The organism is Streptomyces sp. TG1A-8 (assembly GCF_030499535.1).
GTDB lineage: Bacteria > Actinomycetota > Actinomycetes > Streptomycetales > Streptomycetaceae > Streptomyces.
In genome coordinates, this window is the sequence record NZ_JASTLB010000001.1 from 2,714,280 (window position 1) to 2,738,470 (window position 24,191).

19 protein-coding genes are annotated in these 24,191 nt (G+C 68.7%); 12 read left to right on the plus strand and 7 right to left on the minus strand.

Annotated elements, in window-relative coordinates:
* Positions 1–132 precede the first annotated feature (132 nt).
* The 4 genes from QQY24_RS11505 to QQY24_RS11520 all read left to right on the plus strand — a co-directional run bounded on the left by QQY24_RS11505 (position 133) and on the right by QQY24_RS11520 (position 3,903).
* Positions 133–1,563, plus strand: a complete 1,431-nt coding sequence (locus tag QQY24_RS11505; RefSeq protein WP_301972575.1) for a replication initiator — start codon at positions 133–135, stop codon at positions 1,561–1,563.
* Positions 1,563–1,787, plus strand: coding sequence for a helix-turn-helix domain-containing protein (locus tag QQY24_RS11510; RefSeq protein WP_301972576.1), 225 nt, complete (start codon positions 1,563–1,565; stop codon positions 1,785–1,787). Before QQY24_RS11505 ends, QQY24_RS11510 begins: the two co-directional genes overlap by 1 nt.
* Positions 1,787–3,094 (plus strand): site-specific integrase, encoded by a 1,308-nt coding sequence (locus tag QQY24_RS11515; protein ID WP_301972577.1) that lies wholly within the window; start codon positions 1,787–1,789, stop codon positions 3,092–3,094. Before QQY24_RS11510 ends, QQY24_RS11515 begins: the two co-directional genes overlap by 1 nt.
* Before the next feature lie 122 nt (positions 3,095–3,216).
* Complete coding sequence (locus QQY24_RS11520; RefSeq protein WP_301972578.1) at positions 3,217–3,903, plus strand: hypothetical protein; 687 nt, start codon at positions 3,217–3,219, stop codon at positions 3,901–3,903.
* A 60-nt stretch (positions 3,904–3,963) separates the two neighbouring features.
* On the opposite strand, the gene QQY24_RS11525 is transcribed toward QQY24_RS11520, so the two are convergent.
* From QQY24_RS11525 to QQY24_RS11540, 4 genes are all read right to left on the minus strand, one after another.
* A complete protein-coding gene (locus tag QQY24_RS11525; RefSeq protein ID WP_234016890.1) occupies positions 3,964–4,227 on the minus strand; it encodes a DddA-like double-stranded DNA deaminase toxin in 264 nt (87 codons plus the stop codon).
* A gap of 292 nt (positions 4,228–4,519) precedes the next feature.
* Positions 4,520–5,266, minus strand: coding sequence for a trans-aconitate 2-methyltransferase (locus QQY24_RS11530; RefSeq protein WP_301972579.1), 747 nt, complete (start codon positions 5,264–5,266; stop codon positions 4,520–4,522).
* The gene (locus QQY24_RS11535) at positions 5,263–6,735 is read right to left on the minus strand and encodes an asparagine synthase-related protein (RefSeq protein WP_301972581.1); all 1,473 of its coding nucleotides are present in this window, start codon (positions 6,733–6,735) and stop codon (positions 5,263–5,265) included. Before QQY24_RS11535 ends, QQY24_RS11530 begins: the two co-directional genes overlap by 4 nt.
* Before the next feature lie 473 nt (positions 6,736–7,208).
* Entirely contained in the window at positions 7,209–7,436 is a 228-nt protein-coding gene (locus QQY24_RS11540) for a hypothetical protein (RefSeq protein ID WP_301972582.1), read from the minus strand.
* Between the two features lie 149 nt (positions 7,437–7,585).
* Between QQY24_RS11540 and QQY24_RS11545 the strand changes: the two genes are divergently transcribed.
* The gene (locus QQY24_RS11545) at positions 7,586–8,926 is read left to right on the plus strand and encodes a tol-pal system YbgF family protein (protein ID WP_301972583.1); all 1,341 of its coding nucleotides are present in this window, start codon (positions 7,586–7,588) and stop codon (positions 8,924–8,926) included.
* A 498-nt stretch (positions 8,927–9,424) separates the two neighbouring features.
* Here QQY24_RS11545 and QQY24_RS11550 read toward each other — a convergent pair whose 3' ends face one another.
* The gene (locus QQY24_RS11550; RefSeq protein ID WP_301972584.1) at positions 9,425–10,288 is read right to left on the minus strand and encodes a GntR family transcriptional regulator; all 864 of its coding nucleotides are present in this window, start codon (positions 10,286–10,288) and stop codon (positions 9,425–9,427) included.
* Positions 10,289–10,448: 160 nt separating this feature from the next.
* On the opposite strand from QQY24_RS11550, the gene QQY24_RS11555 reads away from it, so the two are divergent.
* The 7 genes from QQY24_RS11555 (at position 10,449) to QQY24_RS11585 (ending at position 16,314) form a co-directional block, all read left to right on the plus strand.
* Complete coding sequence (locus QQY24_RS11555; protein WP_301972585.1) at positions 10,449–10,802, plus strand: hypothetical protein; 354 nt, start codon at positions 10,449–10,451, stop codon at positions 10,800–10,802.
* Positions 10,799–10,990 carry a hypothetical protein gene (locus tag QQY24_RS11560; RefSeq protein WP_301972586.1) on the plus strand — a complete coding sequence of 64 codons (192 nt, stop codon included), beginning with the start codon at positions 10,799–10,801 and terminating at the stop codon, positions 10,988–10,990. Before QQY24_RS11555 ends, QQY24_RS11560 begins: the two co-directional genes overlap by 4 nt.
* A 1-nt stretch (position 10,991) precedes the next feature.
* The gene (locus QQY24_RS11565) at positions 10,992–12,401 is read left to right on the plus strand and encodes an FtsK/SpoIIIE domain-containing protein (protein WP_301972587.1); all 1,410 of its coding nucleotides are present in this window, start codon (positions 10,992–10,994) and stop codon (positions 12,399–12,401) included.
* A 39-nt stretch (positions 12,402–12,440) separates the two neighbouring features.
* Positions 12,441–13,205: a DUF2637 domain-containing protein gene (locus QQY24_RS11570; RefSeq protein WP_301972588.1), complete on the plus strand. Its 765-nt coding sequence runs from the start codon at positions 12,441–12,443 to the stop codon at positions 13,203–13,205.
* A 153-nt stretch (positions 13,206–13,358) separates the two neighbouring features.
* The gene (locus tag QQY24_RS11575) at positions 13,359–14,807 is read left to right on the plus strand and encodes a replication initiator (RefSeq protein WP_301972589.1); all 1,449 of its coding nucleotides are present in this window, start codon (positions 13,359–13,361) and stop codon (positions 14,805–14,807) included.
* Complete coding sequence (locus QQY24_RS11580; RefSeq protein ID WP_301972590.1) at positions 14,804–15,028, plus strand: helix-turn-helix domain-containing protein; 225 nt, start codon at positions 14,804–14,806, stop codon at positions 15,026–15,028. The genes QQY24_RS11575 and QQY24_RS11580 overlap by 4 nt, the downstream gene beginning before the upstream one ends.
* Entirely contained in the window at positions 15,028–16,314 is a 1,287-nt protein-coding gene (locus QQY24_RS11585; RefSeq protein ID WP_301972591.1) for a site-specific integrase, read from the plus strand. The genes QQY24_RS11580 and QQY24_RS11585 overlap by 1 nt, the downstream gene beginning before the upstream one ends.
* A 78-nt stretch (positions 16,315–16,392) precedes the next feature.
* Here QQY24_RS11585 and QQY24_RS11590 read toward each other — a convergent pair whose 3' ends face one another.
* On the minus strand, positions 16,393–16,935 hold the full coding sequence (locus QQY24_RS11590; RefSeq protein ID WP_301972592.1) for a DUF4265 domain-containing protein: 543 nt from the start codon (positions 16,933–16,935) through the stop codon (positions 16,393–16,395).
* On the minus strand, positions 16,907–23,848 hold the full coding sequence (locus QQY24_RS11595) for an RHS repeat-associated core domain-containing protein (RefSeq protein ID WP_301972593.1): 6,942 nt from the start codon (positions 23,846–23,848) through the stop codon (positions 16,907–16,909). Before QQY24_RS11595 ends, QQY24_RS11590 begins: the two co-directional genes overlap by 29 nt.
* Between the last annotated feature and the right edge of the window lie 343 nt (positions 23,849–24,191).

The following is a 24,191-nucleotide window of genomic DNA, read 5'->3' on the forward strand; positions in this document are numbered from 1 at the left end:
GGCACCCCCTCGCTCAGCCCCACGCCCGTCCATGGGCCTGGTTCGTCATGCCCCAAGCAGCACCAACACACCTCCGCACCTGGCTGGTTGCTGCTCGGGGCCGCCCACCCGAACTGAAGGGACACGCCCCGAATGGTCACCCTGGACCTGCGCCACGTGGCAAGCCCCGCCGTACGGGACCTGCTTCAGCTAGTCAACCAACCCGACTTCGACCGGACACGGCAGCAGATCGAACGCCTCGGCGGCTGCACCGAACCCGTCCGCCTGAACGGCCACACCACCACCCTCAACACGACGACCGGGGAGGTGCTGCGCTCCTACAGCTCCGCCGAGGAGCCCACGGGCAGTCTGCTCACCCCGTGCGGCAATCGCCGCTCCTCGCGCTGCCCGGCCTGCTCCCGCCTCTACGCCGCCGACACCTACCACCTCATCCGCGCCGGCCTCTCCGGCGGCAAGACTGTCCCCGACACCGTCCGCACCCACCCCCGCGTCTTCGCCACCCTCACCGCACCCTCCTTCGGCCCCGTCCACAACCGCCCCGACGCACGGCCCTGCCGCTGCGGCACCCGCCACGACTCAACGGATCCGCTGCTCGGTACGCCGCTCAATCCGGCGACGTACGACTACACGGGCGCAGTCCTCTTCAACGCCCACGCCTCCGCCCTGTGGGCCCGCTTCACCACCTACCTGCGCCGCGAGCTCGCCGCCCGGCTCGGCCTCACCCAGAAGGCCGCCCGCGCCGTACTGCGGGTGTCCTTCGCCAAGGTCGCCGAGTACCAGAAGCGCGGCCTGGTCCACTTCCACGCCGTGATCCGACTCGACGGCCCCGACGGCAGCACCCAGTCCCCGCCCCCGTACGCCACCGTCGCCGTGCTCACGGACGCCATCCGCGCCGCCGCGCCACGCGCCCGCATCTCCGTCGACTCCGACGCGGTCGGGGAACGCGAACTTGGCTGGGGCCAGCAGCTCGACGTGCGCGAGATCGCCGCCTTCGGCACCGACACCGAATTCAGCGATCAGGCCGTGGCCGCCTACGTGGCGAAGTACGCCACCAAGTCCGCCGACGCCTCCGGCACCCTCGACCGCGCCCTGTTCTGCCGCCCCTGCCAGGGACGCGGCGCCACCCTCCTGCCCCACGGGACCCCGCTTCCGTGCAGCGCGTGCGACGGCACCGGGCAGGCCCGGCCGTTGCCCCGCCTCGTCGTCGCCCGGCACGTCCGGCAGATGATCCGCACCTGCTGGGAGCTGGGCCGCCTGCCGGAGTTCGCCGATCTCAAGCTCTGGAAGTGGGCGCACATGCTCGGCTTCCGGGGTCACTTCTCCACCAAGTCCCGTTCCTACTCCGTCACGCTCGGCGCGCTGCGCGACGCCCGCCGCGCCTGGCGTACCGAACAGGCCCGCGCCCACGCCGGCCTTCCCGAACCCGACCCGACGACCACTCTCGTCATCGGCCACTGGGACTACCTCGGCTCGGGCTACAGCCCCGGCGCGAACCTCCTCGCCGCCGCTGTATGGCACCGCAGGGAACTGGACCGGCAGTTCACGGCCGAAGGGGGCTGCTGATGGCCTCGCCCCCGCCCGCCGTCCTCCACGCGGATGCGGGCCGGGCTCCGGAGTTGCTGACGGTTCCCCAGGTCATGGCCCGCCTCCAGCTCGGCCGCTCCGCCGTCTACGACCTTCTCCGCACCGGCCAGCTCGCCTCGATCACCCTCGGCCGCTCCCGTCGCATCCCCACCCACGCCCTCACCGACTTCATCCACGCTCGCCTCGAACAGGAAGCCGCCTGATGACCACGCCCCGCGACACCCCCGTCTCCCGCCGTACCCGAGCCAACGGAGACGGCACGATCTACCAGCGCAAGGACGGCCGTTGGGAGGCCGCCGGATACGTCCTCGCGCCGGGCAATACCCGTCGCCGCGTCCGCGTCTACGACACCACCCGCAAGGAAGCCCTGGCCAAGCTCACCGAGAAGATCGCGGCCAGCAACCGCGGCCTCCCCGTACCGTCCGCGCAGGGCAGCGTGGCCGCGTACCTGACGTACTGGCTGGAGAACGTCGCCATCCACCACCTGCGAGAGAACACGTACACCCGCTACACCGCAGTCGCCGGGCTCTACCTCATCCCCGGCCTCGGACGGAAGAAGGTCGCAAAGCTCACCGCCAAAGACGTCCGCACCTGGCTCAACCAGCTCCGCACCACCTGCCAGTGCTGCACTCGCCGCCTCGACGCCGGCCGAGATAAGCCCCGCTGCTGCGCCGCCGGAAACTGCTGTTCCAAGCGGCTCTCGCCCCTGACCCTGGCCTACGTCCACTCCGTCCTCAAGTCCGCCCTGGAGCACGCGGTACGAGAGGAGGAGATCCCGCGCAACGTCGCCCGCAACGTCCGCATCGGCACACCCCGGCCCCGACGCTTCGAACCCCTCACCGCCGGAGAAGCCCGGCAGTTGCTCGCCGCCGCCCAGGGCCACCGGCTGCACGCGCTGTTCGAACTCGCCCTCCACACCGGACTCCGCAAGGGCGAGCTCCTTGGCCTGCGCTGGGAGGACCTCGACCTCGACGCGGGCACCGCCGCCATTCGCCGCACCCTGCAGCGAACCGCCGCAGGCGGGCTCACCACGCTGCCCACCAAGACGCGGGCCTCCGAGCGCCGCATCGCCCTCCCCACCCGCTGCGTCCAGTCGTTGAAGCTCCACCACGAACAGCAGAAGCGCGAGCGTGAGGCCGCGGGCACCACATGGCAGCACGACGGGCACGTGTTCACCACAGCGCAGGGTCGACCGATCGACCCGACCAACCTCACCCGCGCCTTCATCACGGTCCTCCACAAGGCCGGCCTCCGCCGCATTCGCTTCCACGACCTCCGCCACTCGACCGCCACCCTGCTCCTGGAACAGGGCGTCGAACTCGTCGTGATCAAGGAACTCCTCGGCCACGCCCACATCGGCGTCACCGCCACCGTCTACGCCCACGTCCGACTCCGCCTCCAGCGCGACGCCATCAACACCCTCAGCACCGCACTCGGCAGCCCGGAGACCGCCGAGACGGCAAGCGGCGACGGCGACGAACCGCCGCCCTGCGCCGCCCTCGTCCGCTGACGTTGCCGTCAACTACTGCCGTCATGGCCCACGGGAGCCCCACCTACGGGGCTCCCGTTTTGCTTTAGCGATTTACAGGTCAACTCACGTCGACACCCGGCATGTAGCGCATAATGTCTCACATGAACTCTCTCGCTCCCACGGACAACCCGGGCCTGCTGCGATTTCTGCGGAGGTGGTACGGCGCCCCGCAATCACCCAATGTGAGACTGGGAGAATCACCTGAAGCGCCCAGGGAGCTTGTCGAGTGGCATGAAATCTCTGCCCAGTGGGGCGGGGAGATCACCTCGCACAACTACGCCATCCCCCTTTCGAAACTCGCGGTGGAAGACGGAAAGATTCCGTTCTGGGTTGAGAACCAAGGAACTTGGGTCTGGGCATTCGACCCGGCCAGTGAAGATCGCTCTGTGTACGAGCGAGAGCCGTCCGACGAACCGACCCCATGGCGACGGACTGACGAGCAGCTCTCAGATTTCTTGATTCATGCCACGATCCTAGAGGCAATCCTGGGGGCTCCTGCGACGAAAGTAGCGCAAGGAGTCCCGGCAGATTGGCTCTGGTCTCGGGAAGGAAGTCATGAGCTCCCCTTCCCTGCGTGGAACTGGCCAGCCAACGATTCGCGCATCCTCTTCGGCGAGAGCTGGCTGGCGCTCGTCCACCCGAGCGATGATCCCGACGAAGGTCATGACGTCACCCTGGCGGCGAGGGCGCCAGGCGATCTCTCCTGGGCGGATAATATGCCAGGAGTCAAGTGGCGCTCATACTCCGGCGCTCAGGACCACACAACCGATGAACCACTGCCCTGGTAGACAGGGAAACACGAATCGGCGGCCGATCCACCTGGATGGGCCGCCGATTCCTTTCCTAACTCAGTCAGGAAGTCCCGTGAATTTTTCAGTCCTACGCGGTGAGATCACCCACAGCTGAGCACCTTCGGGCAGCATGTCAGGCAATGTACTTCTGCATGTTCCGCAGGCCCCCGTCGGGTAGTCGATGTAGAGCACGGCCTTTCTGACACCCGGGTTCATACGCAAGAAAGCTGCTGCGTGAGTCTCCACGTGCTCCCCGTTGGCCTTCGTACGACCTGGGAGGTTCTTGAGGAGTCCAGACTGACCGCCTGGACCACTGATCATCGGCAGCTGATCGCCCCCGACATCAAGAATTCCCACAGTGCGCCGCGGGTAGTCCTTCTGCAAATCCTTCAGGGACGGGCCGCAGTTGCTGTTGTGAACAAGGACCGGAGTCTGCCCCGCCAGCACATAGTACGTGTGCTACGCAGCACCCCTCTACCTGCTTCTTCGCAGGTCAGCACCTGATTTGCGTTCCGCTGACGTCCGTGGATGTGCGGGGAAATCCGTGGCTGTTGCCGTCGCTACTGCCGTCAGGAGTCGGGCGGCGGTGCTGGTGCCATTCTCGCTCCGCCGGTCACCGCGAATTTTGTCGGGCCACCGTGTATGCGGTGGGGCCAGTAAGCCCTGTCCCTGTGCCGTCGAACATGTCCAGGACCTCGAAGCCCGCGCCCTCCGCATAGCGTTCCAGTTCGCGGGGGAACAGGACGCGTCTGCGGATCTCGTCTCGGGCCTCGTCGCCCGAGGGGAGACTCCAGTGCCGGTGCATGGTGTTGATCTGGGTCCGCAGGTCCCACGTGTGGCGGATGGTGACGGTCGCGGGTCCCCTCGGGGTGTCGACCGGGGCGGTGGTCGGCTCGGTCCGGGTGATCGGGGCGACGGGGGAACACAGCACGAGCAGCGCTCCTGGCCGGGCGTGGGCGGCGAAGGTGGCGAAGACCTGGCTGATCGCCTCGTTGTCGTGCACGTAGGCGAGGCTGTTGCCCAGGCAGGTCACCACGTCCATGCGGCTGCCGAGTCGTGCGGTGCGCATGTCGCCGGTGCGGATGTCCAGCCCTGGCCGGGCCTGGTGGGCGTAGTCGACCATGCCGGGCTGGAGGTCCACGCCGATGCACTCGAAGCGCTTGGCGAGGATCTCCAGGTCGCGGCCGGTGCCGCATCCGAAGTCGACCAGGGTCCGGGCGTCCGGCCTGTGCCGCTCGATCAGGGTCTGGCACATTCCGGCGCTCGTGCTGTCGGACTGGACCACGTCGTAGAGTGCCGGATCGCGGTACAGGAGGTTGGTGGCTTCCACGTGCTCGGCTTCCGTGTCGGGGCTGGTCACATGAGGCTTCGCAGTCCGACCTCCAGGGCGAGCACATCGCACAGCAGGTCGGGGACGACCGGCGCAGCGTCGGCGTCCCTCCGCGCCTTGGCGAGAGCCTTCCCATCAACGTAGCCGAGGTCCACGAGGATGGACTCTTTCAGCATGTCGTCCAGTACGGGCAGACCGTAGGAACGCAGGCCCTTTTCCAGAACGGCCAGGAAGTTCTCCGGTTCGGCCGGCGCGGCCACCCACTCGGGTAGCCCGGCCCGTCTGATCCGGTCGCGGAACAGCGCCTTGCCGCGCTTGTGCTCGCGCGGCAGTTGCTCCATGAACCGCACGATCCGCGGGTGCACGAGTGGGCTCACTGGCCAGATTCCGGCCCGGAGGAATCCGGGGTTGTGCATCCCGAACGCCATCAGGGTCGGTACGGGCAGTACCGGGATGGGCGCCAAATGCTCGTTCACCTCGGCGAGTGCTCGGGCTGCCTTGACTCCGAGCCACGGTACGGGTTCGGGTGTCGGCAGTTCGGCCTGGGTCCTGGAGTGGTGGGCGTTGATCTCGTCGCCGCCGCTGCCGGTGAACATGACCTCGCAGCGCCGGGCGGCTGCCTGCTCGCGCACGACATCGAACGCCTCCTGATAGAACGCTCCCGCCGGGTCGTGCGGCTTGCACAGATCGCGCACGCCTCCAGCGCAGAAGGGTGGGTGCTGCATGGCGGGGGTGGCCGTGTCCCGGAAGCCGCAGTGCTCCACAAGGACCCGCCGGCGCTCGCGCTGTTGCCTGCCGGTGCTTCCTCCCACCAGCAGGCCGAAGCTGTACACCTCGGGGAAGCGGGCCGCCTTGATGGCCAGGGCGACGTTCCCGGAGTCCGCGCCGCCGGACAGTTCGACGCCCACGCATCCGGTTGCTGTCGGCGCTTGGCGGGTTACGTCGGTCAGCAACTCGTCCAGAGCGGCGAGTGGATCAACGCCGGGACGCAGCGTACGTGGCTCAAGTACGTGTTCGGCGGGGTCGGGGTAGTGGATGCTGAGTCCCGAAGGGGTGAACGTGGCCGCTGCCCGTTCGGTGAGGCGGTAGACGCCTTGGAAGAGCGTCTCGGACGTGTAGCGGTGCTGCCTCGTCAGCGTGCGGGCGACGACACGCGGCACCAGGCGGTCGGCCTGCAGATGCGGTCGCAGCAGTGTCAGGTCCCACGAGGCGTGCAGTTCGCCGGCCTTCTCTGTCAGATAGAGCGGGGCTGTGCCGAAGACGCCCGCCGCCAGGCGGGCTTGTCCGGGCTCCATGGTGAGTTCGACGAAGTCGGCCTCGTCCCGCTTGCACTCCTTCACCCGGACCCGTACGCGCGGCGCTTGGTCGTCGTTGACCTCCATGACGAGAGTGGACACGTTCGCGGGCTCGATCCAGCTCTCGCCGTTGGTCCAACGGCCGCCCTGCGATCTCCACTTGGGCTCCTGGAGATCGGCCAGGCGCAGACGCATCGACAGCATGTCGTCCCTTTCCGATGTCGTGCGGCGGGGCGGGGCCGCGTACGGCCCCGCCCCGCCTGGCGTCAGCCCTGGATCACTTGCTGCAGTGGTCGCCGTTGTTGTCGCCGCCGCCCGGCATCTTGTCGAGCAGCGCGGCTTCGACGGCCGGGACGCCGGTGATCAGGTCGCCGGTGAACAACTCGTCCACGTTCATCGTTTTCTCCCTTACGGTTTTCAGTGGACTCCGCGGCGGACGCTGCGGAGTTGGACCCGTCCGGCTGCCGGACCCTTGCGAAGAAGGCAGCCGGACGGGGTGCCCACCGCTTCCGACGGCGGGCCCTCCCTCATCACAGGTGGGGAGCCTGGATGCGTGACGGGGAGGAGTCAGGTGGGGGTGGATGCGGCGGCGACGCCCAGGACGAAGCCGGCCGATCCCGAGATGGTGATGATCAGGAGTGGTCCGGCGTAGCGGCCGACGGCTGCGGCTAACCGGTTCACAGCCGCTCTCCGCGGCTGCGCTGGTTGGCCTCGCGTACTGCGACGCTCAGCTTCTCCGCGCCGTACTCGGGCGTGGCCCTGCCGTGCTGCGGGCAGAGACACGGCGAGAACCGGTTCGAACCCGGCGGCAGGTCCGCGCCCTCGTAGGAGTCGATCCTCAACACCCCGTCCGTGCCCCGCTCCTCGGTCATCCGAGCCAGACGGGCCCGTGCTTCACTTCTCATCCCTCAGCCCTTCAGACGACGGCTGCGGCGAGGACTCGCCGTTGCCTGCTGTCTCTACGCAACCGCACGACCACGCTCAGCGGTACCGTTGCCGCAGCACCAGGACTTGAAAGCCTTGAAAGTCCGCAAGGTCACGGGGAGTTGAGGGCATGGCCAAGCGTGAACCGAACGCGGCGCTCGGGCGCCTGCTCACCGAGAGCCGCTGGACTCACCGCCAGTTCGCACGGGCGGTAAACCGCGTCGGTACGGAGACCGGGATCCTCCTGCGTTACGACGAGTCGGCGGTGAGCCACTGGCTGGGCGGCACCGTCCCTCGGGGTGCGGTGCGCGGATGCATCCTCGAAGCTCTCTCCCGCCGCCTCGGCCGCCCCGTCACCCATGCCGAGGCTGGGCTGCCCGTTCCACGCAATCGCTCCTCCGCGGCTGCGGATACCGTGGAAGGGGTGATTGACCTGGGGAGGCTGGATATGGACCCGTCCCGCCGGAGTGTCCTGGGTGCCGGCCTGTTCTCCGTGGCCGTCACCATTCCCGGCTGGCCTGATGTAGTCGGGCGTGCCGATGCCATTCAGTCTGGCCGCACGAGTCGCATCGGTATGAACGAAGTGGACATGGTCATCGCCATGACCGAGCGTGTTTCGGAACTGGACGACGAGTTCGGCGGCCGTCACGCACGCCCCATGGCGGCCTCGTTCATGGTCAACACCGTGGCCTCCTACCTGCGCGCCGACGCACCCGAGGGCGTACGCAAGGCAATGCTGTCCGCCGCCTCGGACCTGCTCTACCTGACCGGCTACATGGCCGTGGACGAAGGTCTGCACGGTCTCGCGCAGCGCTACTACGTCAAGGCCCTGGAGCTGGCGGGCGCGGCGGAGGACCACCTGACGTACTGCACCACCCTGCGGGGCATGAGCGTCCAGGCGGTCGACCTCCGCCACGGGGCGAAGGCCATGGAGCTGGCCGACGCCGCTGCCGCCGCCTCCCCGAAGGCCGGCCCTCGGATGCTGGCCTTCCTCGTCGGCCAGCAGGCACACGCCGCCGCGCAGACCGGCGACCGTACGGGTGCGCTGCGCCGCATCCGGGAGGCCGAGGCGGCCATGGACCGTGCCGAGTCACGCGGCAAGGCGTTCGGCTCGTATGACCCCTCTTCGCTCAACTACCACGTCAGCCAGGTCCGTTACGAACTCGGTGACAAGGCCGGAGCCGTCGACGCCATGCAGCAGGCGGACCGGCTCCGCCCAAGCGTGTACCAGCGCACACGAGTACACCGTCGTGGCCTGTTGGCAGAGCGGCAGTTGGAACTCGGCCACCTGGAAGCGGCCTGCGCCACCTGGCACCAGGCCCTCGACGACTACCCCAAGGTGCAGTCCGGCCGCGCCGACGACCGCGTGAAGGCGATGTTCGGTCTCCTTCGCCCTCATCTGAAGAACGCGACGGCGCTCGACCTGTACGACCGAGCACGGACGATCGCACCACCGTCGCTGGTCGCCTGATCCCCGTCGCACCTTCAACCTCAGCCACAGAAAGTCAGCCACGACGGCGGGCGCGCCGAGAGATCACCCGCCACGTGTGCTTCCAGCAACCCCGCACCGGCCTCAACCACGCCTCTTCCTTCCGTCACAGCATCCGCCCCGCTCCGGCCTGGCCGCTCGGCAGCGGGATGGGCTGCTCGATCTGTGGCTTCGCCTGTGACCCACGCCGACGACGATCGATCGCGGCCTTCGGTTGCCGCAGCCTGACGTGGTGCTGTGCGGCGTTCGGCGAGTCGGCCTGGCGGCGCCGCTGCGGTTGCTTCAGGGATCGGAGTCGGCTCGCTTGTCTGCCACTGCGCGCCGAGTGGCCGGTGGCCGTCGCCAGCGGGGCGGCAGACAGGAGCGGGCGGCGGCCACCGGCCGCCGACGCGCGGCGGCCCGCGCAAGCGGGACGCCCTTCTTGATCAAGTAAAGAAACTCTGAACAGCTCACCCACTGGCCGAGCTGTCAGCCTGGTCGTCAGGGGCCCTGCTGGCGGTGCTTCTTCGCGTCGGCGAGTCTGTCTTCGAGTTCCTTGCGAGCGGCTGCGGGATCGTCGTGGAGCGGTGGCGCAAGTTGGCCACGGTGGGCCAGTTCGCGGGTGATCTTCCGGCCCTTCTCAAGCGCTGCTTGGTACGCCGTGCGGGCCTGGTTGAGCTCGTCATGGATTTGGTTGGCAAGCGCTTTGAGCTCGGCGTCGGAGAGGTGCGCAAATTCGCCGGCGGTTCTGCGGGCCTGGCGTTCGATCTCCTCGCGCTGGAGGTGCTGGACGACCTTGGAGCTGTAGTTCTTGCCGGGTGTCGGGGCGGTGCGGACGAAGACGCCGCGTCCCTTGACGGCGTAGATCAGCCCCTCGCTCTTGAGAAGACGAAGGGCGTTCTGCGCAGTGGAGTTGGCGATGGTGAACCGCTCTTGCAACTCACGAGCGGAGGGCAGCTTGCTGCCCGGGGGGAAGAGTCCTTCCTTGATCTCTTCGCGCAGGGTGTCCGCGGTCCGGACGAAGGGGGGGCGGTTGTCCTCTGCGCGGGCCGAACGCCACCCAGGAGGGAAGGGGCCGTCTCCTGCCGCGCCTTCGTCGCCGTCCTTTTCTTCGGTGTCCTGTTGGTCGAGGGGCAGGCTGACGTAGCTGCCCCGGCCGAGGACGGAGTGGACGAGCCCTTCCTGCCTCAGGACGCGCAGGGCGTTTTGGACGGTGGAGCTGGCGACACCGAACCGCTCTTGGAGATCGCGCGCCGACGGCAGGCGCTCGCCGGGCTGAAGCTCGCCGCTCAGGATGGCGGCCCGCAGCACTTCGGCGGCCTGGAGGTAGGGGGGCCGCGGGTCGTCGTCCAGGGGCAGGGTCATGGGCCAACCGTAGCGTCCGTAGCGCCTGCTGCACACGCCCGCACCACCGCCCTTATCGACCGTCCCACCTATGCGTGCGTTGCATCTGTATCGCCGTAGCGCTATGGTCATCGTCGAGTCGATCAAGCGGCTCCATCTCGAACGATGAGGATGTGATGGCATGGCCATGTCTCGAATCCGTGTTGCTCTGCTGCCGTCGGCGGTGTGCATCGCGGGCACCGAGCCGGTGCTGAAGATCAAGGACCAGCAGACCGGAGAGGTCGCCACCGACCGGGAAACCGGCGCATCGCTGTACACGGTGACCGTGATGCTCATGGAGGACGGCCGGGCCGAAGTCCTGAAGATCACCGTCCCGGAGACGGGCCTGGCGGCCGGGCTGAAGCCGGGCGTGATGGTCCGGCCGGTGGAGCTGTTCGCCACCCCGTGGGCGCGGATCTTCAACGGTCAGCTCTCCGACGGCGTCGCCTACCGCGCCGCCCGCCTGGAGCTGGTCGCGACGGAGGCCACCCAGTGACCGGCTTTGGCAGCCGGGGGCCGCAGCGGGAGCTGCATGTGCTGCGGCCCCTGCCGGGCACCGAGGGCAAGGCCACGCTCTCCGCATCTGGTGCGGTGCTCGGCTTGCTCGGCCTGACCTCGGCGGATGCGGCCTCGCTGGACCTGGCCGAAATCCTCCGCCTGATATCCGAGACCGAGGGGGACTGACATGGAGAACTTGACCGATCACATGCCGCAGGTACTGCTGGTCGTGGCCGTGCTGGCGGGCTCCTGGCTGTGCTGCGGCGTCGTGCGCTACGTGCGCGCCGACCGGGGCACGAGGGTCAGCATGCGGCAGGCGGTCCGGGTCCGCTGGGGCTGGGTGCGCCTGGCGCGGATGGCCGGGCTGACGGTCACCGACAAGACCCCCGGCCTGCTCGCGCAGCTCACCGCCCAGAAGGACGGTCCCGCCCCCGCGCCCCGGGTGCTGACTCCCAGGATCAAGGTGAAGCCGGACCGGTTCGGGGTGATCGTGCGGGCCAGGACGCTGCCGCGGGTCGGATTGGAGGAGTACCAGAAGGCGGCACGCTTTCTGGCGGATGCCTGGCGGTGCACGCGGGTCTCCGTCCTGCCGGACGGGCCCGGCCGGGTGGTGATCCGTGGCGTGCGCTCCGATCCTTTGACCACGCCGACCAAGCACCGGCCCACCGGCGGACCGCTGGAGGACGTGGCGCGCTGGGGGCTGGGCGTGGACGAGTACGCGGCGCCGGTGTGCGTGTCCCTGGCGAACGTGCCCGGGGTGACCGTGGCCGGCACCCCGGGTGCGGGCAAGACCTCGGGGATCAACAAGTTCGTCTGTGACCTCGCGCCGTCGGCGGCTGTGCAGATCGTGGGCTTCGACGGGAAGGTATCGCGGGCCGAAGAGGGCGACTACGCGGACCTGGGCAAGCGGATGTTCGCGTTCTGCGGAGACGACCTGAACGAGGCCAACGCGCTGTTCAAGCGCCTGGTGGCGCTGCGCCGACGGCGGTCCTCGGTGATCCGGGACGTGCTGGGCGTGAAGAACATGTGGCACGTCGGCCCCTCGCGGCTGTGGCCGCTCACGGTGGTGCTCATCGATGAGGCGCACACGTTCTTCCGCGAGTACAAGGGCAGCGACGCCGAGACGAAACGTTTGGCCGCGCTGACGGCGGAGAACGCCCGGCTGGTGGAGGACCTGGTCAAGGAGGGCCGCAGCGTCGGCATCCTGACCATCCTGATCAGTCAGAAGACCACCGGCGACGCCATCCCGACCTTCATCCGCGACGTGTGCCCGCTCGGACTGTCCTTCGCGCAGAAGACCGTGGAAGCCGCGGTGGCCGCGCTGGGCGACGACATCCGCAACTGGCCCGATGCCAGCCCGGTGACGTTGCAGGACCCCGCCTATGTCGGGGTCGCGGTGATGGCGATGCAGGGCCGCCCCGGCTTCACCCGCATCCGCACCCCCTACGTCTCCGACGCCGACGCCGCCCGTATCGCGGAAGCCACCTCCCACCTGACCGCCGACCCCGCACTGTGCCTGGACGCCCTCCTCGACACCGCCGACCACACGGGCCCCGGCGACGACGACGGCCCGGCCGTCTCCCTGGCCAAGCCCTGAACACCCCCGATCCCCACGCCCCGAGAGGAGGCCCCGCGCATGGCGGAGGAACGGTTCACCCGGCACACCGTGACCATGGTCATGGCGGTCATCGCGGCCCTGGCCTTCGTCTTCTCCTTCGGCAACGTCTGGGCGCTCGCCCTGCGCCTCGGCGTCCCCCGCCCGATCGCGCCGCTGATCGCGCCCATGGTGGACCTGTCCGTCGTCGGCCTCCTGGTCGCCCTGCGGTTCCTGGCCCTGCGCGGCGTCCCCGAGGCGGAGTTGAAGGCCGGCACCCGGCTGCTGCACCTGTGCGGGCTGCTCACCCTCGCCCTGAACACCGCCGAACCCCTGCTGACCGGACGCTACGGACGGGCCTGCCTGGACACCGTCGCCCCGCTCCTGCTCCTGGGCTGGGGCCACGTCGGCCCCGCCTTCCTCGCCCACTTCCACACCACAGCACATCCGGAGGCCACCACAGCCACCACAGCCCCCGCGCCCATCGCTGAGCCGGTGCCCACCTCCGCGCCCGCTCCCGAAACGGCAACCCCAGCCCCTGAGTCGATCCCCACCGCGACACCTACGCCGCCTCCGGCCGCAGTGCCTACCGTGCTCAAAGTCCCCGACTCCGCCTCCGCCCCGGCTGTCACCACGGCGCCTGCCACCGGCTCCCGCCCGGTCCTCCCCGCCGCACTGCTGAGTGCGGCCCGGCGCATCGCGGACACCCACCACGCCGAGCACGGAACACCAGTCACCGCCGCCCAGCTCGCAACCCGCATGGGCGTCGCCCTGCCGGTGGCCACCGCCGCCCTCGCTCAGCTCTGAGCCACCCCGGCCACCCGCCGGATCGCCTCTCCCCTGAAATCCACGCCCACCCGATGGGCCTGGTTCGTCATGCCCCGAGCAGCACCAACACGCCTTCGTGCCTGGCTTGTTGCTGCTCGGGGCCGCCCACCCGACAGAAGGGACACGCCCCGAATGGTCACCCTGGACCTGCGCCACGTGGCAAGCCCCGCCGTGCGGGACCTGCTCCACCTCGTCAACCACCCCGACTTCGACCGCGCACAGCAGCAGATCGAACACCTCGGCGGCTGCACCGAACCCGTACGCCTGACCGGCCACACCACCACCGTCGACACCATGACCGGTGAGGTGCTGCGCTCCTACACCACCTCCGACGAACCCACCGGCAGCCTGCTCACCACCTGCGGCAACCGCCGCTCCTCCCGCTGCCCCGCCTGCTCCCGCCTCTACGCCGCTGACACCTACCACCTCATCCGCGCCGGCCTCTCGGGCGGCAAGACCGTCCCCGACAGCGTCCGCACCCACCCCCGGGTCTTCGTCACTCTCACCCCGCCGTCCTTCGGCCCCGTCCACAACCGCCCCACCACCCCCGGCGGCGACATCCGGCCCTGCCGCTGCCGCAAGCTCCACGAGCCCACGGACGCCCTGCTCGGGACGCCGCTGAACCCGCAGACGTACGACTACGCGGGCGCGGTCCTCTTCAACGCCCACGCCGGAGCCCTGTGGGCCCGCTTCACCACCTACCTGCGCCGGGAGCTCGCCGCCCGGCTCGGCATGACCCAGAAGGCCGCCCACGCGGTGCTGCGGGTCTCTTTCGCCAAGGTCGCCGAGTACCAGCAGCGCGGCCTGGTCCACTTCCACGCCGTCATCCGACTCGACGGCCCGGACGGCACCAGTCAGCCCCCGCCGCCGTACGCCACCGTCGCCGTGCTCTCGGACGCCGTCCGCGCCGCCGCCTCGCGGGTCCGCGTCAGGGTCGAGTCGGACGCGGTCGGGGAACGCGAACTCTCCTGGGGCGAACAGCTCGACGTGCGCGAGATCGCCGCCTTCGGCACCGACACCGAATTCAGCGATCAGGCCGTGGCCGCCTACGTGGCGAAGTACGCCACCAAGTCCGCCGACGCCTCCGGCGCCCTCGACCGCGCCCTGTTCTGCCGCCCCTGCCAGGGACGCGGCGCCACCCTCCTGCCCCAGGGAACCCCGCTCCCCTGCACCGCGTGCGACGGTACCGGACAGGCCCGGCCCCTGCCCCGCCTCGGCGTCGCCCGGCACGTGCGGCAGATGATCCGCACCTGCTGGGAGCTGGGCAGGCTGCCGGAGTTCGCCGACCTCAAGCTCTGGAAGTGGGCTCACATGCTCGGCTTCCGGGGCCACTTCTCCACCAAGTCCCGCGCCTACTCCACCACCCTCGGCGCGCTGCGCGCCGCCCGCCGCGCCTGGCGCACCGAACAGGCCCGCGCCCACGCCGGCCTGCCCGAGCCGGACCCGGACACCACCCTCGTCGTCGGCCACTGGGCCTACCAGGGCTCGGGCTACAGCCCCGGCGCTGCCCTCCTCGCCGCCCACGTCTGGCACCGCAGGGAACTGGAACGCCGGTTCATCGCCGAAGGGGGCTGCGAATGAACGCGCAGGAACCCGCCCCGACCCGGCAGGGGCCGAGCACGCCGGAAGAACTGCTGACGGTTCCCCAGGTCATGGCCCGCCTTCAGCTCGGCCGCTCCGCCGTCTACGACCTGCTCCGCAGCGGCCAGCTCGCCTCGATCACCCTCGGCCGTGCCCGCCGCATCCCCGCCCGCGCGCTCACCGACTTCATCCGTGTCCGTCTCGAACAGGAAGCCGCCTGATGACCACGCCGCGCTCCTCCTCATTCCGCCGCACCCGCTCCCGCGCCAACGGCGACGGAACCGTCTATCAGCGCAAGGACGGCCGCTGGGAAGCCGCCGGGTACGTCCTCGCCCCCGGCAACACCCGCAAGCGCGTCCGCGTCTACGGCACCACCCGCAAGGATGCCCTCGCCAAGCTCACCGAGAAGATCGCCGCCAGCGACCTTGGCTTGCCCGTCGCGGCGGCCGACAGCACCGTCAGCACGTACCTGACGTACTGGCTGAACAGTGTCGCCATCCACCAGGTGCGGGAGAACACCCACACCCGCTACGCCGCCTGCGTCCGCCTCCATCTCAACCCCGGGCTCGGGGCAAAGAAGCTCGCCCGACTCACTGCCCGCGACGTCCGTACCTTCCTCGACCGCCTTCGCGTCGCTTGCCAGTGCTGCACCCAGGAACGCGACACCGACCGGCGCTCCTGCTGCGCCATCGGCCAGTGCTGCAGTAAGCGGCTCTCCCCGCTGACCGTGACCTACGTCCACTCGGTCCTCAAGTCCGCCCTGGAACACGCCGTCCGCGAAGACGACCTTCCCCGTAACGTCGCCCGAAATGTCAAGACCCCGGCGCCCCGCCCCCGGCGCTTCAAGCCGTTCACCGCGAGCGAGGCCCGGCAGTTCCTCCACGCAGCCAGCAGCGACCGGCTCCACGCCCTGTACGAACTCGCCCTGCGCACCGGGCTCCGCAAGGGCGAACTCCTCGGGCTGCACTGGGACGACCTCGACCTCAACACGGGAACCGCCGCCATCCACCGTTCCCTCCAGCGCACCCGCACCGGCGGCCTGACCGTCCTGCACACCAAGACCCGCGCCTCCGAACGTCGCATCGTCCTCCCCACCGAATGCGTCAACTCGCTGAAGACTCACCGGGAACGGCAGGAGGAAGCACGCCGGGCCGCGGGCACAAGCTGGTCGGACAACGGCCTCGTGTTCACCACCACCACCACCGGCAGCCCTCTCGAACCCGCGAACCTCACCCGCAGCTTCAGCCGACTCCTCAACGGCGCAGGACTTCGCCGCATCCGGTTTCACGACCTACGGCACTCGACCGCCACCCTGCTTCTGGAACAGGGCGTCGACCTCGTCGTGATCAAGGAACTCCTGGGGCACGCCCACATCGGCGTCACCGCCGGCGTCTACGCCCACGTAAGGCTCCGCCTCCAACGCCAGGCCATCGACACCCTCGGCAACGCCCTCAGGTCGACCGATGGCGACCACGACGACCCACCCGCCACAGCCGTCGTCCGCTGACGTTGCCGTCACCGTTGCCGTCAAACACCGCAGAAGCCCCGCCGGGACGAAATCCGGCGGGGCTTCTCGCGAATCCAATTAACGGTCAGACTCTGGCAATCCGAGCCCATCGCGATGGGCCCTCGCTAGAGCACCCTCTTCGATGCCGATTTTGCCTTCATCGGCAACACGAAGGAGAGCAACTCTCATGGACGCATAATCAACGTGCGGCGGCACATCGATTGCCCACAAGTACCCCGTCGTATCGATCTCCCAGGAACACTCAAAGCTGCGGAGCATGGCGTCAATCATGTCCCTCGCGTCGTCATCCTTGATGATGACGCGGACCGTCGAATGCCCGGCCTCCGACACGAACTCCTCGAACACGAACTCTCTTCGCTCGTGATCAGCTCTGACTCGCACAATGTCCCCGAAGGCGATTCCCTTCACGTAGAAGGGAGTGTTCCGAACTTGGACCTCCATCTGTACGGAGGTCTTCCCAGTCCAGAGACGTTCCGCAGAGGCGCGGGCCCAACCGGCAATCTCGTCAGGGAGGTCGAAGGCTACCCTGTACAGCCTCTCGGGCTTACTCGCCGGCACCGACTCACCGCCGCTAGGGGTCGAGGAAGTCTCTGAGCTCATCGTCCCAATCCTCCAAAGCCTTCGTGGATTTATCCCTGTTACATCGACGGCAGGCCACCGCTCCATTGTGGTCGCCGCCATGCCCACCACTGGCCTTCGGTTCTATGTGGTCGATCTGGGCATCGTCGGGCCTCCCCTTGACGGCGTTTCCATTAGCGTCTCGCGATGCGCGCCGCTCCACCGTCTGCCCACAGTAGTCACACTTGTACTCGCCGCCATTCTTCGCGGCGTTGGCGTCGTAAACCTTCTGCCTCTCAGCATCAGTGAAATCCAAACCGGCTCTGTTGCAGTTATGAACCAGGACCGGTGTAGTGCCCGCCAGCACATAGTACGTGTGCAGGGTGTCGACGGTGAGGTCGTAGGTCGTCTTGTGCTGGTGGAAGTTGTGGACCGTCTTGACGGTGACCGTCGTGCCATCGGGGCGGCGGAGTTCGGTGCCGGGGGTGAGGTTGTGGGCGTCGGTCCAGCGGTGGTGGCCGGCGTCCCAGAAGGGGTGATGCCAGGTGGTCGTCAGGGTCTGGGGCCGGTGCTTGCCGGTGTGGGGTGGGCCGCGGACTGGGGTGGTGTCCAGGGTGAGGGTGGTGAAGTCGCGGTCCGTGTGGGTGACGATGACCCTCTGAACCGTTTCCGGTGCGGTGATGCCGGTCTGCGGGTCGGTGGCGAGGACGGTGTCGCCTGGCTTGATGTGGCTGATCGGTCTGGAAGTGCCATCGGCCAGGCGGACGGCTGTGCTGGCGAGGAAGCTGTGCACGGCGCAGCTGGCGGCTTCTGTGCCGGCGCTCTCGATTTCTCTGGTCTCGGCGAGTGCGCGTTCGGCGTCCAGGGCGCCGTTGGCGATTTTCGCGGCTTCTTCGGCGTCCTTGACGGCGGTGTAGGCGCGGTCGAGGGCGCGCCAGACCTTGAAGGCCTCCACACCGACCTTGATGGCCTTGAAGACCTTCCCCCAGGGGACGGCGGTCAGGGCGGTGTTGATGCAGCCCATGACGTCGCCCTTGGTGAAGCAGTTGTAGGCGTCGGTGAGGCCGATGACGTCGGCGACCAGGTTGAGTATGTGGTGCTTGAGGCCGGAGATCTGCTTTTTCGCGGCGGCGGCCGACGCGTCCGCAGTGGCCTTGGCCCGTGCCAGGGCCTGGGATTCGGCCTGAGGGTCGTAGGTCTTCTTGCTGATGTTTCCGCCGCCCGCGCCGCCGCCCGCGCCGAGACGGTGGCCGTCGGTGCAGGAACCATGGTGGCAGTAGGCGTGGTTGGAGCCGCCGGGGTCGACGGGGCCGGTGTCGACGTAGCGCTTGGGGTTGTTCTTGCTGGTGCCGGTGCCGCCGATGGGGTAGCCGACGCCGCACTGGTCGGCCATGCACAGGCCGGAGGGGTCGGAGCTGGTGACGGGGGTGTCGTCGGCGTAGTCGTAGGCGTTCCAGGACTGCGGGTCGCCGGTGTCGAGCAGGGGGTCGGGGGCGAGGAAGCGGCCGATGGAGGGGTCGTATTCGCGGGCGCCGAGGTTGGTCAGGCCGGTGTTGTCGTCCTGGGTGCCGCCGACGTAGCCGCGCTGGCCTGCGCTCCAGATGCCCGTCTGGTCGCGTTGCTCGCCGAAGGGCTTGTACTGGCGGCGGGTGACGGCCTGGGTCTGGGAGTCGATGGCGAGGGTGCCGGTGCCCTGGCGGTCGGGGATCAGGTAGGTGAAGTGGCCGTCGGAGGAGTGGGTGGCCACGGTTTGGCCGGCGATGGAGATGTAGCGCAGGCCGTCGGCGCTGGAGGCGTCCTTCTTGACGGTGAGCTCTTCGTCACCGGTGTAGAGGGTGGTGGCGCCGGGGCTGCGGCGGATCAGCAGGTTGCCGTCGGCGTCGTAGAGGTACTTGGTGTCGCCGACACTGCTGGTGGAGGACAGTTCGGCGAGGTGGTCTTCGTCGTCGTAGGTGAAGGTGTCCGTGCCCGCGCGGGTGGTGCGGGTGAGGACGTTGCCGTTGTCGTCGTAGGTGTAGGTGCTGGTGGTGTTGGCGCTGGGGTCTGCCGGGGTGACCTTGTCCACCTGGGCGACGGCGTGGGCCGGCTGGCCCTTGCCCGCGGTCGGGAAGGGGCTGTAGGTGGCGGTGGTGTCGTGGGAGGTGTCGCCGGCGGGGTCGTGGTCGACCTGGGTCTGGCGGGCGCCGGTGCCGTCGTAGGTCCAGCTCTGCCAGTACGGGGAAGGGCCGCCGACGGTGGTGGAGGCGCCCGGCGCGGGGGTGGCGGAGCAGGCGTCGGTGGCCGTCCAGGCTGCCTTCAGGCGCTGTGCCCAGTCGTAGTCGAAGCACTGGGTGTCGGTCTGGCCGGTCTCCAGCTTGTCGGTGATCTTGGTGACGTTGCCGGAGGGCTGGTAGTCGTAACCGGTCTGGTCGGCGATCGCGCGGCCGGACTGGGTGACGGTGGTGGAGCCGGTCAGGCGGTGGGTCTGGTCGTCGTAGTTGAGGGTCTGCTGGGTGAAGTTGCCCGAGGTGCCGTAGGTGAACTGCTGGGGTTCGTCGAACTCGGTGTAGATCAGGCCGCTGACGTAGGCCCAGCCGTTGGTGTCGCCGCCCACGCCGATGGGGCGGTCGTAGGCGTCGTAGGTGTAGGAGACGGTCTCCTCGGGGAGCGCGATGGTGGCGGGGTCCTGGTCGGTGTAGCTGCTGAGCGTGCCGGTGAGCCGGTAGTGGTTCTGGTGGATGTAGGTGCCGGCCAGGGCGTGCTCGGAGGACGGCACGACGAGTTCTGTTGCCTGCGCCCAGCCGTGGCTGTCGTAGCCGAGGATCTTACTGGTGTAGGCGCTGCCGGAGGTGCCGCCCACGTACCGGGTCGAGGAGGTGGGCTTGCCCTTCTTCAGGGTGTCGTACGTCCAGGCCGCCAGCTCGTTGCTCGAGGAGGGGTCGGCGCCGCCGGTGGTGTCGTATTCGGCGGTCTTGCGGCCCATCTCGTCGTACTTGTAGGTGAGGGTCTTGCCGCGGTTGTCGGTGGTGGACTGCAGTTGGCCTGCGTTGTCGTAGATGGAGCTGGAGGAGCCGGTGTCCGGGTCGCTCTGCGAGGTGCGGCGGCCCAGCAGGTCGTATGTGCTGGTCCAGGAGTGGCCCTGGCCATCGTCCTGGCCGATCTGGTGGCCGGCCGTGTCATAGGAGTAGGTGACGGTGTCGGCGCCCCCGGTGGGAGTGCTGCCGTGGTAACGAAGCAGTTTGACCGTCTGACCACGCGCGTCGGTGAAGGCCGTGGTGGGCGTGGTGCCCTCGGGCGGGGTGACGTCGACGCGGTCGGAGCCGGGGTAGGCGGTGGTGGTGCGCCAGGTCTCCGAGGCGAAGCGGTAGGCGATGGAGGCGGTGACGCGTCCGGCGCCGTCGTAGAGGGTGCCGGTCTGGGAGGGCGTTTGGTTGTCGGGGGCGTCCACCAGTGTGCCGGTGGGGGCGCCGCTGTTGTAGTAGGGGCTGGAGCTGCTCACGGCCCAGCCGTGGCTGTCGTAGACGGTGTCGGTGATGACCCGGCCGCCGTCGACGGTCGCTGTCTGTGTCTCCCGTGGCCGCAGCATCGCGTCGTAGAGGGAGATGGAGGTGCGGTAGGTGTTGTTGTCGAGCAGGGTCTGGGTGGTGACCGTCGACGGTGTCTTGGGGTTGAGGTCGTAGCTGTACTTGGTGTTGGGATTGTTGCTGGTGGAGAAGCCCGGGTTCCACACCGCGGTGAGGCGGCCCAGCGGGTCGTAGGTGCTGGTGGTGGAGTAGCCGGCCGCGTCGGTGGTCTTCAGGTCCAGTCCGCGGGCCGGGTCGAGGGTGGTCGTGGTGGTGAACCCGGCGCTCTGGCCGGTGACCTTGGGCTGGGTGACCTTGATGGAGGTCGGTGCGGCGCCGGTGGTCGGGGTGTACGCCGTCGTGGTGGTACGGCCGTCGGCGTCCGTCTCGGTCAGTTCACGGCCGTAGGAGTCGTAGGTGGTCTTCAGCGCGGTGATGTAGTGGGCGGTGCCGTCACTGGCGACCGAGTCGGCCTTCTGCACCATCGTCACGTCGCCCTTGCCTGGCGGTGCGGTGTTGTCGGTGGAGTTGTCGAAGAACGTCAGGTCGTCGCTGATCAGGTCGTCCGGGTACTTCGGGGTGTCGGCGCAGGAGACGGCGACCTGCTGAACCCTGCGCGGGGTGGGCAGGGTGTTGCCTGAGGCGTCCTTGGAGTACCAGGTGCGGGTGCACTTGTCGTCTTTGGTAGTAGAGGTGTCGCCGCGGTCGTCGACGGAGGTGGGCAGGCCGGTGGCGTCGTCGATGGCGTAGTCGGTCTCGGTGCTGCGCTGAGTACCGTCCGCTTTGGTGGTGACGGAGCGGCTGCGCTTGGTGTTGACGCGGCGGGCGACCAGGCTATCCAGTCCTGCCTTCGTACGGGACTGGGTGGCCGTGGCCGGTGAGCTCCAGGGATCGGTGGTCTCGTCGGACAGCAGCGCGCCACCGTCCCCGTTGAAACCTTCGGTTTCGAAGGTCTGGCCCGCCAGCCAGTCCGAGTCCTTTTGGGGGTCGTCGCCGGCGTGGTCGTCGAGGGTGACGCTGCGGGTTCCGGAGGAGGTCTTGTCGCCGTCCATGCCCCGGAAGTACGTCTGCCGCAGCAGCGTGGTCTTCTCCGGTGAGGTGCCGGTACGCGTCTCCACCGTGCGGTAGCCGCGCCACTGGTTCCAGGTGCGGTATTTGGCCTGGGTGAGCGGGTCGTCGTTGAAGTGCCAGGCCGGGTCACCGACGTAGGTGTAGGAGGTCTGGACGGGCAGGCCGCCGGCGGTCGGGTCCTGGGTGGTCACCGAGTTGACGATGAATTTGTTGAACCAGTCCAGCTGCGGGGAGGTCTGGCCCGGCGGGGTCCAGTACGACGGGTAGCAGCGGTAGGTGTTGTCGTCGGCGCTGGAGGGCAGCACCGTGGTGCCCTTGCGGTGGCACTGCGGGCCGGAGTAGTTGACGGCGATCACTTCGCCTGACTCGGTGGTCACGGCCGTGAGCCGGTAGCGGGTGATCGGCTGGTAGCCGTCGAGGCCGTCGACTCGGTTCGCGAGTGCCTGTCCGGCGAACGTGACCGGGGGCAGGTCGAGGTTGCCGCCGTCCTGGCCGGTGTGGGTGATCGAGGACAGCCACAACGAGGGAGTGGTGGTGTCGCCGGTGGCGGGGAAGGTGTGGGTCAGTGACCAGGCGTCGACATCCTGGTAGGCGGTGCCGACCAGGACCTGGGTGCGGATGCCGGTCAGGCGCTTGGTGGTGAAGAAGGCCGGACCGTGGTTGTCGCAGGTGCCCGTCGAGGCGCAGGTCTGGTCGACGGGGACGTCGGGCCAGTGCGTGGCGTTGGCCGTCGTCATCTTCGAGGTGGCGCAGTCGAAGGTGGAGTCGGGCAGGCAGCGTTCGGCAGTGTCGAAGAAGACCTGTGCGGCGGCCGGAGCGTTGGTGGTGTCGTAGACCTTGTCCGCGAGCTGTCCGTACTGGATCTTGGCGAGGTATCCGCCGCGGGTGTACGGCGTGGCGGTGGTGGCGTTGTCGCGACCGTAGTAGCCGGTCTCCGGGGTGTACCAGTAGCTCATGGCGTTGCCATGGGCGTCGACGACGTAGTCGAGGTTCCAGCGGTAGCCCTGCTGGCACCAGGAGGCGGCGAAGGTGGAGGCGTGGCACGGCTCGTCGGTGTCGTTGCCGTACACGGGGGTGGTGAACACCGAGTTGGTGGTGGCGTTGCCCGAGGCCCAACCGGGCAGCCGGTTCAGGCCGAAGTAGTAGCGGGTGCCGTCGGCGGTGGTGACGACGAAGTACTCGTGGTCGTTGTCGTCGTTGACCGTGTCGGTCTTGATTTCGACTTTTTCGCCGTTGTCGTCCTGCGGGTGCCAGGTACCGGTCTTGTCGTCGTGGACGAGGGTGTTGGAAGAGCCGCCCAGGGACAGGGTGAGGGTCTGGACGGTGTCCGACCAGCACTCGTCTGAGGTCTTGGGTGTGCCGTTCGCCGCGTCGTCGGAGCAGGCCTGGTAGCTGCGTTCGACGAAGCCGGGCGAGTAGTCCCAGCCGTCGCCGATCCAGGAGGACTGGGCGTTGGTGGAGGAGGTGCGCCCGTCCACGCTCTGGGAGTTGTAGTTGAGGGTGACGGTGGGAGCCAAGCCGCCGGGGACGTCGGGCACAGTGATGGGGTAGGAGTAGCCGAAGGCGCCGCTGGAGCCGCCGCCGGACCACTGGCCGGACGCGGCCAGCGAGGTCGCCGCGTAGGAGCCGCCTCCGCCGGCCGTCCCCGCCACTGCCGCCAGGACCATCGGGTGGGCCGCGGCCTGGTGGGCGGTGGCGCGGGCCGGCAGGGTGAGGTCGGCGGAGACGTGTCGTGTCTTGGCGTCGTTGGTGGAGGGCAGCGGAGTCTGGGTACGGCAGGCGGGCTTGTCGGGGGTAATCAGTGCGCAGGCCGGCAGTCGCACGAGATGCAGGCGTCCGGACCAGTCGCCGCCGTAGGCGTCCTTGAACGCCGAGTAGTCCAGGCTGAGACGGGCGCTGCCGCCGGAGGTGTGGGTGTCCGGCTGGACGGTGAGGAGCACGCCGCGCACTGCGAGTTTCTGCGCGGCTTTCTGACCGGGCATGCGCACGTGCAGCTTGATGCCCGACGGTGCGCCGTGCCCGCTCCGGGCGGCCGCCAGCGTTACGGGCAGGTGGCCGGCGTGCTGAGCGCGGGCACCGCGGGCGGGTACGACCGCGTCGGCGGTTCCTGCCGCGGGCCAGGCCGCGCGAGCCTTGCCGGGGTTCCAGCGGGCCATGCGTGGTACTCGGGCGTGCTTGCCCCGGATCGGGCTGACCGGGACCGAGTGTTCCTTCTCCACCTTTACGAGGTGGTCAGGCCGGTGTCCGGCGGCGAAGGCTGCCTGGGGTGCGAGGAGACCGGCGAGGAGGCCGAGGGCCGTGATGGCGGCGACCCACAAGCCGGAAACTCTGCCTATGCGCATCGCTCTTCCGTAAATCCGCCACAGCGAATTCCGACGCATCTCTGACCCCCCAATTCAGCCTGACTGCCGAAGGGTTATTCGATCAGGGCGCAATCGACTTTCACAGGGCCTCCACGGTATGGATCACGCATAGACATCACCATGAACAACCCTTGAAACATTCAAGAGATGCCATGTGCGGCTTGAATTGGCTCATAGAATTGCGCGTTACCCCAAGAACTCCCCCAATGGGCCAGATCATTGGCAAGTTACACGTACCACGCGTCCGGCGAGCGAGTGCGCGGCGGTCGGTTTTCAGTGAGCAGTTGCCCATTTGACGCAGGCGCGGGTAGCCTCCTGGCGC

Bases quoted from the DNA above. Each gene is read 5' to 3' on its own strand.
- QQY24_RS11505 (WP_301972575.1), top strand. From the start codon at position 133: ATGGTCACCCTGGACCTGCGCCACGTGGCAAGCCCCGCCGTACGGGAC.
- QQY24_RS11510 (WP_301972576.1), top strand. From the start codon at position 1,563: ATGGCCTCGCCCCCGCCCGCCGTCCTCCACGCGGATGCGGGCCGGGCT.
- QQY24_RS11515 (WP_301972577.1), top strand. From the start codon at position 1,787: ATGACCACGCCCCGCGACACCCCCGTCTCCCGCCGTACCCGAGCCAAC.
- QQY24_RS11520 (WP_301972578.1), top strand. From the start codon at position 3,217: ATGAACTCTCTCGCTCCCACGGACAACCCGGGCCTGCTGCGATTTCTG.
- QQY24_RS11525 (WP_234016890.1), bottom strand. From the start codon at position 4,227: ATGATCAGTGGTCCAGGCGGTCAGTCTGGACTCCTCAAGAACCTCCCA.
- QQY24_RS11535 (WP_301972581.1), bottom strand. From the start codon at position 6,735: ATGCTGTCGATGCGTCTGCGCCTGGCCGATCTCCAGGAGCCCAAGTGG.
- QQY24_RS11540 (WP_301972582.1), bottom strand. From the start codon at position 7,436: ATGAGAAGTGAAGCACGGGCCCGTCTGGCTCGGATGACCGAGGAGCGG.
- QQY24_RS11545 (WP_301972583.1), top strand. From the start codon at position 7,586: ATGGCCAAGCGTGAACCGAACGCGGCGCTCGGGCGCCTGCTCACCGAG.
- QQY24_RS11550 (WP_301972584.1), bottom strand. From the start codon at position 10,288: ATGACCCTGCCCCTGGACGACGACCCGCGGCCCCCCTACCTCCAGGCC.
- QQY24_RS11555 (WP_301972585.1), top strand. From the start codon at position 10,449: ATGGCCATGTCTCGAATCCGTGTTGCTCTGCTGCCGTCGGCGGTGTGC.
- QQY24_RS11565 (WP_301972587.1), top strand. From the start codon at position 10,992: ATGGAGAACTTGACCGATCACATGCCGCAGGTACTGCTGGTCGTGGCC.
- QQY24_RS11570 (WP_301972588.1), top strand. From the start codon at position 12,441: ATGGCGGAGGAACGGTTCACCCGGCACACCGTGACCATGGTCATGGCG.
- QQY24_RS11575 (WP_301972589.1), top strand. From the start codon at position 13,359: ATGGTCACCCTGGACCTGCGCCACGTGGCAAGCCCCGCCGTGCGGGAC.
- QQY24_RS11580 (WP_301972590.1), top strand. From the start codon at position 14,804: ATGAACGCGCAGGAACCCGCCCCGACCCGGCAGGGGCCGAGCACGCCG.
- QQY24_RS11585 (WP_301972591.1), top strand. From the start codon at position 15,028: ATGACCACGCCGCGCTCCTCCTCATTCCGCCGCACCCGCTCCCGCGCC.
- QQY24_RS11590 (WP_301972592.1), bottom strand. From the start codon at position 16,935: ATGAGCTCAGAGACTTCCTCGACCCCTAGCGGCGGTGAGTCGGTGCCG.
- QQY24_RS11595 (WP_301972593.1), bottom strand. From the start codon at position 23,848: ATGCGCATAGGCAGAGTTTCCGGCTTGTGGGTCGCCGCCATCACGGCC.